Here is a 12,965-nt window from a genome sequence, read left to right as displayed (position 1 = left end):
CGTATTAGAAGCCCGGGCGCGCCAGCGCAAGTGGCGCGACCGCCTTATTGTGCCTATATGGGTCCAGCAAAACGCATAGCAAGAGGACATAATCCCATGCGCGAACAGTTCAGCGAGGGGCTCAAGACCGCCCTCAAGGCCCGCGATACGCGGCGCACTGCCACGCTTCGGGCCATCACCGCGGCCATCAAGGACAAGGATATCGCCATCCGGCAGGAGAACCGCGGTCCGGCCACCAACGAGGAAATCCTCGCCATCGTGCAGAAGATGGTCAAGCAGCGCGAGGAGAGCTTTGCCATCTATGCGCAGGCCGGTCGGGCTGACCTCGCCACGGTGGAAAAGGAAGAGATCGATATCCTCAACGAGTTCCTGCCCAAGGCTTTGACCGATGACGAAGTCGAGGCCGCTATCCGGGCCGCCATCGCCTCGACCGGGGCCGAAGGCGCCAAGGACATGGGCAAGGTCATCGCCCAGCTCAAGGTCGACTATCCGGGTCGCATCGACTTCGGCAAGGCCAGCGGCAAGGTGCGCGCGGCGCTGGCCGGCTGATCAGGCAATGGCGCGGGGCGGGCCGGTCACCCGGTTGCGCCCGTGGCCCTTGGCTTTGTAGAGCGCCGCATCGGCGCGGCTGAGCACCGACGAAAAGCCCTCGCCATGGCCACTGGTGGCGACGCCAACGCTGACCGTGGCCGGAATGATCTCTCCGCTAATCCGAGCCGGCGTCGCCTCGAAATCGGCGCGAATGCGCTCGGCAATGGCCTTGGCATGTTCGATCGGCACGGCCGGCAGGATGGCGCAGAATTCTTCGCCGCCGATGCGGGCCAGCGTATCGCCCTGGCGCATGCCCAGGCCCGCGATGACGCCGAATTGCTGGATCACCGCGTCGCCAGCGGCATGCCCCTGCCGGTCGTTGATTTGCTTGAAGTGGTCAATATCAAACATCAGCACCGCCGTTCCCGCGGGCAGGTCGGTATCACCAAAGCCGTCAAACAAGGCCCGGCGGTTCAGCAACCCGGTCAACGAATCGGTCATCGCGTCCTGCTGGTGCCGCTTGGTGGCGCGGAACTGGTTGAGCGTCAGCGACAGCGCCCCCACCCCGGTGAGGCCGACAATGGCCATGATCGAATTGAACTGTTCGGCCCAATTGCTGGGCGGCGCGGTGAGAACCAGTTCTCCGTCGAGAATCAGAAGAGCGGCGCAAGCCAGAAATGAGATGCTCGTCACGCCGTAGAGGCCTGCATTGGCCATCAGGTGCAGCGGCGCCTCGGCCCGGCCGGCCCAGTATTGATAGGCCGAAAGGGCCATGAACACGGCGCAGGACAGGTTGAGCATCACGGTGCCAACACCACTCAATCCGAGCACGAAAGGAATATTGGTCGCGACAATGGCGGTGGTCCACAAGACAGCTGGCAGCGCCCAGGAGGTGCTTCCTGACCGAAACTGGATGGCCCCCAGATAGATGAGTGCCATGCCGGTGATGAGCAAGGTGAATGGCCCCACCTGCGTCAGCAGGTCATGGGCGCCGCTGCGCAGGCCAAGCAGGGCCAGGGCAACGACGATGAAGGCCATGCCGCCCGCCCAACTGATGAGATAGCTGTCGCGGCGCGCACCGAGCCAATTGATGAGCAATGTCACCATGAGGGCGCTGCCGGAAAAGGCGATGGCGACCATCAATGTGGCATTGTCGATCATGACGTGCTCCGCCCGCCTTCCGGCTCACCCGGTCATTCGGGTGCCATAGCGGAAAATGACCGGGCAATGAATACCGAGCCACGGCATGGTGAGGAAAGCATTAAGCCCGGCAGGATTGTCTGGCCGCTACTCGGCCGGTTGCGGCAACGCCCTAGGGGAGCGGCGTTCCAGCCAATACGAGCCGATGGCGACAAGCACGGCGATAACCAGCGCCACGGTGCCGATCAGCGGCAGGTTGCGGTAGCCGAAACCGCCATCGAGCAGCGTGGCCCCCAGGATGGCGCCTATGGCTATGCCGATATTGAAGCCGGTCGGTATCAGCGCAGAGGCAAGGTTCGGCGCGTCGCCGGCCCAGGCCAGCACGCGGGACTGGACGGGCGAGCCGAAGGCAAAATTGACGCCGCCCCAGAATACCACTGCGATGGCCATGATCATGGGGTAGGGGCTCACTACGTAAAGCAGTGCGAAGGCCAGCGCCTGCGTCGTCAGAATGACGATCAGGGAGGGCATCAGCTTCCAGTCCGCCAGCCGCCCGCCCACAAAGACACCGATGGTCGCGCCGACGCCGTAGAGCAGCAATATCCAGGGCACGACGCCGGCATCAAGGCCGGTCACCTCAAGCAGCAGCGGCGCGATATAGGTAAAGAGGCTGTACTGCCCGATCATCACCAGGATGACGATGGCCAGGGAGGTCACGATCTGCTGGCGACCCAGCGCCTTGAACTCGCGCAGGAAGCTTCCGGTCGTGCTGGATTGCCCGGTAGCGGCTGGCAGGAAGAGCGCGACGCAAAGCGTCGCCGCCAGGCCAAGCGCGCCGACCGCCCAGAAGGTGGCGCGCCAGCCGAGCGCATTGCCTATGGCCGTCCCCGCGGGGACGCCCAGTATATTGGAGACAGTCAGGCCCGACAGGATCAGCGCGACGGCAAAGCCACGCTTGTCCACCGGCACCAGATTGACCGCCACGATGGCTGCGATGCCGAAATAGGTGCCGTGGACAATGGAAACCAGCACCCGCGCGGCCATGAGCAGCTCGAAGCTGGGTGCCAGCGCACACAGGATCTGGCCGAGGGTGAAGGTGGCGCCGAGCAGCAGGATCAGCGTCTTGCGTGAGAGCTTCTTGGTCGCCACCGCCAGGAGTGGTCCGCCGATGGCAATGCCGATCGCATAGCCACTGACCAGATAGCCGGCGATGGGGATCGAGACGCCGAGGCCGGTCGCGACGTCGGGCAGCACGCCGGCGATGACGAATTCCGCCGTTCCGAAGGCGAAGGCGGCGAGGAAGAGCGCGAAAAGTGGAAGTGACATGAAATCAACCGCCCCAGGCGGACCTCGACTGAAGCAGCCTCAAATCATGGGCAGATCGGGGTGGCAATCCACAAATAACCGGCGCGACTATAGAAAATCTCAAAGCCGCAGATGCTTGGCATTGCGGCGAACTGCGCTAAGGTGTTGACGGGACAAGGCGGCAGCCGCCGCGCAGGAGGCTAGAATGACGGTTTCGGCTACAACAAAAAGGCGCTTCGCGCTGGCAACGGCGTTGCGCGGGGCCTTGATGCTGATGGCGGGGCTCTACGCCATCGTGTTCCCCGCGGAAGCACTTACGGTTCTGGTCCTCGCTGGCGGCATCCTGCTCATCGTCGATGGCGTTTTGGGCCTGTGGAGCCTCACTTTCGGCGGCGGCAAGAGCGGCAATTACTGGTTTGACGTGGTGTCCAACGTGCTGTCGCTGATCCTGGGCGTGCTTTTCTTTCTCCAGCCTTTCATCGCGACGATATTCACGGTCACCCTGCTCTCCAGTCTGATCGGCATCGCCGCGCTGATCGTTGGCGTGATGCAGATCGTCGTCATCGTGCGCGAGCGCGAACATTATGCGCGGATCTGGCCGGTCGTGCTCTCGGGTATATCCTATATCCTGCTCGGACTGGTCTTTCTGTTCTTCCCGCTGCTGTCCGCCTCGCTCGGCATGATCTTCGGCGGCGTCCTGCTGGTCTTCTTTGCCTTCGGCCTGTTCGGCTGGGCATGGCGGCTCTACCAGCGCAGCAAGACCGCCTAGGTCTGCGCGGCGCGTTCGGCTTCAGTCTCGCGTTGCAGCTCGGCGTTTATCGTCGCGCCGAGCACAACAATGAGTGCGGAATTGTACATCCAGAGTAGCAGCACGATAGCCGTGGCCAGCGAGCCGAAGGTGGCTTCGAACTGGCCCAGGCGCTCGACGTAAAACGAGAAGATGGCGCAGACAAGCAGCCAGAGCACCGTGGCGATGATAGCGCCCGGCCAGACCCAGCGGGCCCGTTTTGAGCGGCGATCGGGCGCAAAGCGATAGAAGGCCGCTATGGCCAGCACGCCGAGACCAAGCAATATTGGCCAGCGCAGCCAGAGGACCAGTACCTGGCCCGAGCCCAACCAGGGCAGGGTGGCGAAATATGCAGGGATCAGCGCCACCAGGGTGAGCACCGTCATCATCACGATCCCGGCTATGAAGGTGACGCTGATCGACATGTAGATGGCCGCAAGGAAGCCACGCTTGTCGGGCTCCGCATGGGTCCGGGAGGTCGCATACATCAATGCCGCCACGCCCCGCGAACTGCTCCAGGCGGCGACAAGCAGTGAAATCGACAGGCCTATGCCCAGGCCGCTGCGGGGCTGCTCCAGCAGCGTGACCAGCTGGCTGGCCAGGGTCTGCCGCACGGTCTCGGGAATGAGACCCTCCAGGCGATCGATCATATCGGCCAGGAAGGTCGGTTTGGCAAAAAGCCCCAGAACCAGGACCATGCTGGCCACCGCCGGAAACAGGGACAGAAAGCCGAAATAGGCGACACCCGCGCAGCGCATGGCGGTGTCCATGCGCGTCATCGCCCGGGCGGTGCGCCAGAGGACGCGTCGCCAGCGGCGCCGATAGTTCTTGCGTATGGGAGCGGCCGTGGCCCGGACGGTTGTGTCAGTCATCTCGATCAACGTCGACCGGTGAACGAAGTTGCCGCGCTGGCGGTGGCTGTGGAAAAGCTCCTTGCTGATGACTTCGCGGATGGGATTGCTTAGGTAACAGGCATGCGCTTTTCCGATCAGTTCCTCGACGAAATCCGCCAGCGCCTGCCGATAACGCAGGTGGTGGGCGAGCATGTCATCTGGGACAAACGCAAAAGCCAGCCCGGCAAGGGCGACATGTGGGCCTGCTGCCCATTCCACGGCGAGAAGAGCCCGAGCTTTCACGCCGATGACCGGCGCGGTATCTACCATTGCTTCGGGTGCGGCGTATCCGGTGATCATTTTCGCTTTCTGACTGAAAAGGCCGGGATGAGCTTCCCGGAGGCGGTCGAGAAGCTGGCCGGTATGGCCGGCGTGCCGATGCCGGCACGCGATGAGCGGCAGGAAAAGCGCGAAGCCGAACGCAAGAGCCTGATCGACGTCATGGAGCTGGCGACGAAGTATTTCGAGGCAGCCCTGCAGCACAATATTGGGGCGCGTGCGCGCGGATACCTCCTGGAACGCGGTGTGTCGGCGCAAAGCCAGACGCGCTTCCGTATCGGCTTTGCCCCGGATAGCCGCAACGGGCTCAAGGAGCATCTGGCGCAGAATGGCGTCTCGGCGCAGGACATGATCGATACGGGACTGGTTACCAACCGCGATGGCGACCCGCTGACTTATGATCGCTTCCGCAACCGGGTGATGTTCCCGATCATGGATTTCCGCGGCCGCGTGATCGCCTTTGGCGGGCGGGCCATGTCGGCGGATGTACCGGCCAAATATCTCAACTCGCCCGAGACCGAGCTCTTCCACAAGCGCCAGACGCTCTATAACGGCCAGACCGCCCGGCAAGCCGCGCGCGATGGCAGCACGGTCATTGTCGTCGAGGGTTATCTCGACGTGATTGCTGCCGTGAGTGCGGGCTTTGAGGGCACGGTGGCCCCGCTGGGCACAGCCCTGACCGAGGAGCATCTGCAGCTGCTGTGGCGGATGAGTCCGGACCCTGTGCTGTGCTTTGACGGTGACAAAGCCGGGCTCAAGGCGGCCGAGCGGACGGCCGACCTGGTCATGCCCCATCTCAAGCCGGGCTTTACGGTCCGGATCGCCACGCTCCCGGAAGGGCAGGATCCGGACGATCTGATCAAGGCGCAGGGCAGGGCCGCCTTCGCCGATGTGATCGAGAGGGCGCGAAGCCTCTCCGATGTGATCTGGAGCATGGAAACCGGCGGCCTGGTGCCCGAGACCCCGGAGGCCCGGGCGGCCCTCCAGGCCAGATTGCGCGAGCGCTCCAATTCGATCCAGGACGGGTCGGTACGGTTCCACTATGCCCAGGCATTCGACGAGAAGCTGCGCGCCTTCCTCGCGCCGGTGCGGCAGAACCGGTTCGAGCCGCGTGGCGGGCAGCAGCGCTATGGCCAGAGCGGCGCCTATGGGTATCCGAGCCGGGGGACGCCGAGGCTTGTCGTATCCGACACGCTCCGCAATTCGCGCCTGTTGAAGCCCGGGTCGATGGCGGAGGCCACACCGCGAGAGGCGGCGATCATCCTGAGCCTCGTCAATCACCCGGCACTGGTCGAGGACAAGTTCGAGATGCTGGCGGCACTCGACTTCGACACGCCCAGCGCACAAAAAGTGATGAGCGAGATTCTGAACCTCGTGGTGCGGCACCACGATATCTCGGCCGATGACCTGAAAGCCGCGCTGGGCGCCCGTGGGCATGGGGCTGCGCTGGACCGGATGAGCGATGTTCTGGCGCGACAGGGCGTATGGCAGGCCGCATCCGAGATCGCGCTGGTCGATGCCGAGACCGGATTGAGTCACGCCCTGGCCTTGCATAACAAGAAAGTTCAGCTAAATAGGGAACTCAAGGCAGCCGAAGCGGCGCTGGGCGAAGACCCGAGCGAAGAAACCTTTGAAAGGCTGCGGGACATCAAGAACCAGATTACCACTGTCGATGGCACAGAGGCATTGATCGAAGGATTTGGTTCGTTATCGGGACGCGCGACACGCAGCTTTTAGGGATTGTCTCTGAAAGCCGGCGAGTACGCGCGATTTTGCATATGGCTTGTGTGAAATTTATCCGAGGCGAACCCGGCAGCTCTTGAGGCGTTAACGCCTGAGTTACCGAACCTTTACCTTGCCTTGAGGTGTCACCACTTAAGCCTTTACCCGGACCCAGGCGCTATGGGTTCCGACGGAGTACCACATGGCCACCAAGGCAGCACCCAAGTCCACCAAGGAAACCGAGAAGCCGGAAGCCGGCGCCCCAGAGGCGACGAATGACAGCCCGCTGCTCGATCTTTCCGATGCCGCCGTAAAGAAGCTCATCAAGGTCGCCAAGAAGCGCGGCTATGTCACCTATGAAGAGCTCAATGCGGTGATGCCCTCTGACGAGGTCTCGTCCGAGCAGATCGAAGATTTCATGTCCATGTTCTCCGACATGGGCATCAATGTCGTGGACGAAGACGAGGTCGAAGAGACCGAAGTCGAGAAGGACGAAGAAGACCAGGGCCAGGAAGTGGCGCCCGCCACAGGCTCGGCCGTTTCCACCACATCCAACACCAAGACGGGCGCAGACCGCACCGATGATCCGGTGCGCATGTATCTGCGCGAAATGGGCTCGGTCGAGTTGCTGAGCCGCGAGGGCGAAATCGCCATCGCCAAGCGCATCGAGGCGGGTCGCGAGACCATGATCGAGGGCCTCTGCGAAAGCCCGCTGACCTTCCAGGCCATCATCATCTGGCGCGACCAGCTCGCCCAGGGCGAAATCCTGCTGCGCGACATCATCGACCTGGAAGCCACCTATGCTGGCCCCGATGCCAAGCAGGCCGCTCCGTCGCCGGACCTGGTCAACCTCAACGCCGCCCCCAAGATGGAAGCCGTGGTTGAAAAGCCCAAGGCGCCGGCGCCCAAGCGCGCCTCGGGCAATGACGAAGACGATTATGTTCCCGAAGAGCCGCAGGCTCCGCAGGATCCGGCGCCCGATGACGACGACGACGAATATGAAAACGCGCTGTCGCTGTCGGCCATGGAAGCCGAGCTGAAGCCGCAGGTGGTGGAAACCTTCGACCGCATCGCCGAAGCCTATGGCAAGATGCGCGAAATGCAGGACAAGCATGCCGAGGACCGCACGGCTTCGGTGTCGGATGCCGACCGCAAGAAGATCGATGCGTTCCGCGTCGAGGTTATCGCCGACGTCAAGTCGCTGTCGCTCAATGCCGGCCGCATCGAGAACCTCGTCGAGCAGCTCTACGACATCAACAAGCGTCTGGTGAAGCTGGAGGGCCGCCTGCTGCGCCTGGCCGAGAGCTATGGCGTCAAGCGCGAGAAGTTCCTCGAGAGCTATTATGGCCGCGAAGTCGATCCCACCTGGGAAGCCTCGCTCGAGAGCTTCGAAGGCAAGGGCTGGAGCGAATTCGCCAAGCGCGAAGCCGATACCATCCATGAAATCCGCGGTGACGTGGCGACGCTGGCCACCGAGGCCGGCCTCAACATCGCCGAATACCGCCGCATCGTGCACAAGGTGCAGAAGGGCGAGCGCGAAGCTGCTATCGCCAAGAAGGAAATGGTCGAGGCCAACCTGCGCCTCGTGATTTCCATCGCCAAGAAATACACCAATCGCGGCCTGCAGTTCCTGGATCTGATCCAGGAGGGCAATATCGGCCTGATGAAGGCCGTCGACAAGTTCGAGTATCGCCGCGGCTACAAGTTCTCGACCTATGCGACCTGGTGGATCCGCCAGGCGATCACCCGCTCGATCGCCGATCAGGCACGCACCATCCGTATCCCGGTGCACATGATCGAGACGATCAACAAGATCGTCCGCACCAGCCGCCAGATGCTGCACGAAATCGGCCGCGAACCGACTCCCGAGGAGCTCAGCGAAAAGCTGCAGATGCCTTTGGACAAGGTCCGCAAGGTGCTCAAGATCGCCAAGGAGCCGATCTCTCTTGAGACGCCGATTGGCGACGAGGAAGATTCCAACCTGGGCGATTTCATCCAGGACGTGAACGCGATCCAGCCGATCGACGCGGCGATCCAGAGCAACCTGCGGGAGACCACGACCCGGGTGCTGGCATCGCTCACGCCGCGCGAGGAACGCGTGCTGCGCATGCGCTTCGGCATCGGCATGAACACCGATCACACGCTCGAAGAGGTCGGCCAGCAGTTCTCGGTGACGCGCGAGCGTATCCGGCAGATCGAAGCCAAGGCGCTGCGCAAGCTCAAGCATCCGAGCAGGAGCCGCAAGCTGCGGAGCTTCCTCGACAATTAGGAGCGGCTGGTGATGGCCGATCCGCGCCTCAAGGTTACAAGCATCAGGGCCATCGTGCCGTTCAAGCTGGTCGTGACCTTTTCGGATGGATCATCGGGTACGTTCAACGCGGCACCGATGATTGCAGAGCGCGGTGAAGGAACCGAGCCGTTGCGTGACCGGCGCTTCTTTGGCACGGTCGAACTGGCCAACGGCAAGCCGATCTGGCCGAACCACTTCGATCTCTCGCCAGGCTGGTTGCGCGAGGAAATGGAAAAACGCGGCGAACTGCAATTGCCGCTGCCGGTCCGCCGCAAGCGCTGACTGGACGAAAAGAGGAGACGAGCCATGTCGTTTTGGAAGAATCTGTTCGGTGGCGGTGGTTCGTCGAGCAACGAGCCGGCTGGCGACAAGGTGCTCGGCGAGGAAGGCTACAAGGGCTTCCTGATCAAGGCGATCGAGATGAAGGCCGGCAGCGAGCTGCAGCTGGCCGGGACCATCGAGAAAGACATCGGTGGCGAGCTGAAGACGTATCGCTTCGTCCGCGCCGACCGCATGAGTTCTCGCGACGACCTGATCCCCCTGGCACTGGCCAAGGGCAGGCAGATCATCGACGAGCAGGGCGAACATATCTTCCGCTAGCCCGGACTATCGCAATTTATGGCACTGCCGGTGATCGCGGACCTCAGGTCCTGCGAGACCTGCTTGCCGCACAGGAGAATGACCATGGCAAGAAAGCCAACCGCACGCAGCGAATTCGTAATGTTCGACGTCATCTATGAAGATGGCAGCCAGCGGTCCAACCGCAAGGTGGATTCGAGCCTGCTTGGCGGTCTGGACGGCGATGAGCCGGCCCGCACCGCCATCATGGATCAGGACCGCGCCATTTCGGAAAAGTCCGGCATGCCTCCGCTGCAGATCAAGACGATCAAGCGGAGCGGGAAGTAGTCCCCAGCGCCTTGTCGACAGCCGGTTTCACCACTGTTCCGTAGAGTTCGATGGCCTGCATGACCTTGTCGTGCGGTAGCGTGCCGACGCTCAGTTGCAGGCCGAACCGGTCGTGCTTGAACCATTCATGCTGCATCAGGATCTTGTCGATGATCTCCTGCGGCGAGCCCATGAAATATGCGCCCTGCGGGGTGGCCCCGGCATCGAACTGCGCACGGGTGGTCGGCGGCCAGCCGCGCTCCTTGCCGATCCGGCTCATGGCGGCGCTATGGGCGGGGAAGGCGATATCACGCGCATCCTGGCTGTCCGCGGCGATGAAGCCGTGCGAGCTGATGCCAACCGGCAGTGACGTCGGATCGCGGCCGACCTTCTCGGCGGTCTCCCGGTAAAACTGGACCAGCGGGGCGAACTGCCTAGGCTGACCGCCGATGATGGCAATCATCAGGGGCAGGCCATAATAGGCGGCGCGGGCGACGGAGTTTGGCGTCCCGCCGACCGCGATCCAGACGGGCAGCGGGTCCTGCACGGGCTTGGGATAGAGCTCGATCCCGGGAATGGGCTTTGTGTGGGCACTGCCTGGCCAGTTGACCTTGCCGCCTTCCCGGATCTTGAGCAGCAGTTCGAGTTTCTCCTCGAACAGGCTGTCATAATCGTTGAGATCAAGCCCGAAGAGCGGAAAGCTCTCGATGAAGGAGCCACGGCCCGCCATGATCTCGGCGCGGCCGTTGCTGATCAGGTCGAGCGTGGCAAATTGCTGCCAGACGCGGATCGGGTCTTCGGAGCTCAACACCGTGACTGCAGTCGACAGACGGATAGTCTTGGTACGGGCAGCCGCAGCCGCAAGGATCGTCACCGGCGCCGAGGCGACGAAATCAGGCCGATGATGCTCGCCCAGCCCGTAGAACGCCAGGCCAAGCTGATCGGCTAGCTCGATCTCTTCGAGCAGGTCCTTCAGCCGGTCAGACGGGCTTTGCAGCTGGTCCCCATTCAACGGATCGGGCGTATTTTCGGCGAAGGAATAAAGGCCGAGTTCCATCTGGATACCTCATGTTTGGTTCACAGATGGCTCGCCCGGCGGGTGCGATCAAGAACGCACACGAGTGTAACCGCGCACCTCGTCGGTGCGCGGCGGGATGGATCAGACGTTGCTGCCAGACGGCGTATAGGCGAATGGGGCAGGTGCTGGTGACGGCTGGGGCGCCTTCTCCCCAGCTGCCTTGTGGATTTCGCTGACCAGCGCGGGATCGAGCTTGAGCTTGGTGGCCAGCGCATCGAGATAGGCGCGTTCTGCTGCCGTCTCGGCAGTAATGGCGACCAGGGAGGCCGCGTAGATTTCGGAGGCGTGTGCGGGCGTGTCGGCACGAGCAACGACGGCGTTGATATCGAGCGGGCTCGATAGTTCGTCGAAGACCCAGGCTTTCTCCTCCGACGACAGGTTCATCGTCTCCAGCTTGCCGAAGATCGCCTCCTTCTCCTCGGCATCGATGCGGCCATCGGCCTTGGCTGCGGCGATCATGGCGCGGACCAATGTCTTGCCCAGTTCCTCCTGGCCCTGCGTGTCGCTTGCAGGGGGGATGAAAGCATCCTGTGCTGGTGCAGTAGGGGCGCCGGCCTGCTGATTGTTCTGGTAGTTCTGCCAGGCATTGTAGGCAAGCCCGCCTACTGCGGCCACGGCTCCGAGCTTGACGGCATTGCCGGCGAGCTTGCCCAGTCCACCGCCACTCAGCAGCATGCCGGCCGCAAGTCCCGCGGCGCCGGTCATGGCCGTGCGCTGCGTATTCTTGTCGGTCTGTAGGGCTTTGACGATCTGATCGATATTGAACATGGGAGCTCCCTTTCTAGTCGTTGTCGGAGATGGGTAGCGATGGGGTACAGTGCAAGGCAGCGCTGTGCGGGTGCGACCCTTTGCACGTGCAGCGAACATAGAAAGACCCCGGCCGAAGCCGGGGTCTCGATGATGGCACCAGAGGGAGAACTGATGGCATCGGCCGTCAGTTCTGACGTTACTGAGCGGCGGGGGCAGCCGGTTCAGCAACCGGGGCAGCTTCGGTAGCCGGAGCCTCAACCGCGGGAGCTTCCGTCGCCGGAGCGGCGTCAGTCGCAGGGGCAGCAGGGGCCTCAGTCATCGGGGCCGCGTCAGTGGCCGGAGCCGCCGGAGCTTCCGTCATCGGAGCCGGGGCAATGGCCGGATCGGCCGGAGCCTCAATAGCGGGGGTGGTGCTATTGACGTCAACCGTGGTCGACGGGCCGGAATTGGCCGAGAAGACCAGGTAGCCGATGGCCAGCAGGGCCAGGGCGACGATAATGCCGACAAACCAACCTGTGCCACTGCTTTCGCGGGTGTACACGGTCCGGTTGCCATCGTTCGTATAAACGGTATCGCGTTCAGGGATAGCCATGATTTCGCTCCTTTGTTTCACCGTATGGCAAAGAAACGCGGGCCTTTTATTTTCGTTCCCGAACGCGTGATCACGCTGCGTGCAGATTGTCGCAGCTAAATTTCAGTTATGGATTCAATGCATTGGCGCAACACGGGTCGACGGCAAGTGTCGCTCGGCGTGGACCCGAATGCGAAAAAATCAAATATCGGGACCCTTGGCGCTGCCCGGCTTCTTGGAGATTTTGTCGATCAGGGCCAGGAACAGGGCCGAGGCGATGAAGGTGACATGGAGGATCGTGTACCACATGATCTGGTTGTCGGTGTATTGCGGCACGTTGAGGAAGATCTGCAGAAGGTGGATCGAGGAGATCGCCACGATTGTCGAGGCTACCTTGATCTTGAGCGAGCCCGCATCGATCTGGCCCAGCCAGTGGACCTCGCCCTCATTGTCGAAGCGCGACACGAAGTTCTCGTAGCCCGAGATGATGACCATGACGACAAGGCTTGCGATCAGCGCCGCATCGATCAGGCCAAGCACCTTCAGAATGGTCTCGGTTTCGTCCATTCCCATCATGTGGCTGGCAAAATCCCACAGCTTGACGCCGAAGGTGACGGCATAGAGCGCCAGCGCAATGCCCAGTCCGATGTAGAAGACTACCAGCAGCCAGCGGGACGCCAGGATGATGCTCTCGACGAAGATTTCCAGCCGCTTCATGGGATGCTCCAGGATCG

Annotated in this window: 14 protein-coding genes; 7 read left to right on the top strand and 7 right to left on the bottom strand. The window is 62.5% G+C overall.

The features are described 5' to 3' along the window. The first annotated feature begins 96 nt into the window (after positions 1-96). Complete coding sequence (locus ACLI1C_RS14010) at positions 97-549, top strand: GatB/YqeY domain-containing protein (RefSeq protein ID WP_411397700.1); 453 nt, start codon at positions 97-99, stop codon at positions 547-549. Here the strand turns inward: ACLI1C_RS14010 and ACLI1C_RS14005 are convergent, their stop codons facing one another. Beyond that, the gene (locus ACLI1C_RS14005; protein ID WP_411397699.1) at positions 550-1,692 is read right to left on the bottom strand and encodes a diguanylate cyclase; all 1,143 of its coding nucleotides are present in this window, start codon (positions 1,690-1,692) and stop codon (positions 550-552) included. It abuts the gene before it with no gap. A 126-nt stretch (positions 1,693-1,818) separates the two neighbouring features. Continuing rightward, positions 1,819-2,997: an MFS transporter gene (locus ACLI1C_RS14000; RefSeq protein WP_411397697.1), complete on the bottom strand. Its 1,179-nt coding sequence runs from the start codon at positions 2,995-2,997 to the stop codon at positions 1,819-1,821. Between the two features lie 184 nt (positions 2,998-3,181). Between ACLI1C_RS14000 and ACLI1C_RS13995 the strand changes: the two genes are divergently transcribed. Beyond that, complete coding sequence (locus ACLI1C_RS13995; RefSeq protein WP_411397695.1) at positions 3,182-3,745, top strand: HdeD family acid-resistance protein; 564 nt, start codon at positions 3,182-3,184, stop codon at positions 3,743-3,745. Here ACLI1C_RS13995 and ACLI1C_RS13990 read toward each other — a convergent pair. Continuing rightward, positions 3,742-4,635, bottom strand: a complete 894-nt coding sequence (locus tag ACLI1C_RS13990) for a YihY/virulence factor BrkB family protein (protein ID WP_411397694.1) — start codon at positions 4,633-4,635, stop codon at positions 3,742-3,744. The genes ACLI1C_RS13995 and ACLI1C_RS13990 overlap by 4 nt on opposite strands. Before the next feature lie 102 nt (positions 4,636-4,737). Between ACLI1C_RS13990 and dnaG the strand changes: the two genes are divergently transcribed. The 5 genes from dnaG (at position 4,738) to ACLI1C_RS13965 (ending at position 9,853) form a co-directional block, all read left to right on the top strand. Next, positions 4,738-6,672 carry a DNA primase gene (gene dnaG, locus ACLI1C_RS13985; protein WP_411397692.1) on the top strand — a complete coding sequence of 645 codons (1,935 nt, stop codon included), beginning with the start codon at positions 4,738-4,740 and terminating at the stop codon, positions 6,670-6,672. A 187-nt stretch (positions 6,673-6,859) separates the two neighbouring features. Beyond that, positions 6,860-8,926, top strand: a complete 2,067-nt coding sequence (gene rpoD / locus ACLI1C_RS13980; RefSeq protein WP_411397691.1) for an RNA polymerase sigma factor RpoD — start codon at positions 6,860-6,862, stop codon at positions 8,924-8,926. Between the two features lie 12 nt (positions 8,927-8,938). Continuing rightward, positions 8,939-9,229 carry a DUF2442 domain-containing protein gene (locus ACLI1C_RS13975; RefSeq protein WP_411397690.1) on the top strand — a complete coding sequence of 97 codons (291 nt, stop codon included), beginning with the start codon at positions 8,939-8,941 and terminating at the stop codon, positions 9,227-9,229. Between the two features lie 24 nt (positions 9,230-9,253). Then, positions 9,254-9,547 (top strand): HlyU family transcriptional regulator, encoded by a 294-nt coding sequence (locus ACLI1C_RS13970; RefSeq protein ID WP_411397689.1) that lies wholly within the window; start codon positions 9,254-9,256, stop codon positions 9,545-9,547. An 84-nt stretch (positions 9,548-9,631) separates the two neighbouring features. Further along, positions 9,632-9,853 (top strand): hypothetical protein, encoded by a 222-nt coding sequence (locus ACLI1C_RS13965; protein WP_411397688.1) that lies wholly within the window; start codon positions 9,632-9,634, stop codon positions 9,851-9,853. On the opposite strand, the gene ACLI1C_RS13960 is transcribed toward ACLI1C_RS13965, so the two are convergent. From ACLI1C_RS13960 to ACLI1C_RS13945, 4 genes are all read right to left on the bottom strand, one after another. Further along, positions 9,834-10,889, bottom strand: coding sequence for an LLM class flavin-dependent oxidoreductase (locus ACLI1C_RS13960; protein ID WP_411397687.1), 1,056 nt, complete (start codon positions 10,887-10,889; stop codon positions 9,834-9,836). The genes ACLI1C_RS13965 and ACLI1C_RS13960 overlap by 20 nt on opposite strands. A 102-nt stretch (positions 10,890-10,991) precedes the next feature. Further along, positions 10,992-11,678, bottom strand: coding sequence for a tellurite resistance TerB family protein (locus tag ACLI1C_RS13955; protein ID WP_411397686.1), 687 nt, complete (start codon positions 11,676-11,678; stop codon positions 10,992-10,994). Positions 11,679-11,856: 178 nt separating this feature from the next. Further along, complete coding sequence (locus ACLI1C_RS13950; RefSeq protein WP_411397685.1) at positions 11,857-12,252, bottom strand: hypothetical protein; 396 nt, start codon at positions 12,250-12,252, stop codon at positions 11,857-11,859. Positions 12,253-12,432: 180 nt separating this feature from the next. Beyond that, a complete protein-coding gene (locus ACLI1C_RS13945; RefSeq protein ID WP_411397683.1) occupies positions 12,433-12,948 on the bottom strand; it encodes a TIGR00645 family protein in 516 nt (171 codons plus the stop codon). Positions 12,949-12,965 lie beyond the last annotated feature (17 nt).

It is taken from the genome of Devosia sp. XGJD_8, assembly GCF_046614475.1.
GTDB lineage: Bacteria > Pseudomonadota > Alphaproteobacteria > Rhizobiales > Devosiaceae > Devosia.
Note: the sequence above shows the minus strand (reverse complement) of the source record. Positions and strands in the feature narration are given on the sequence as shown.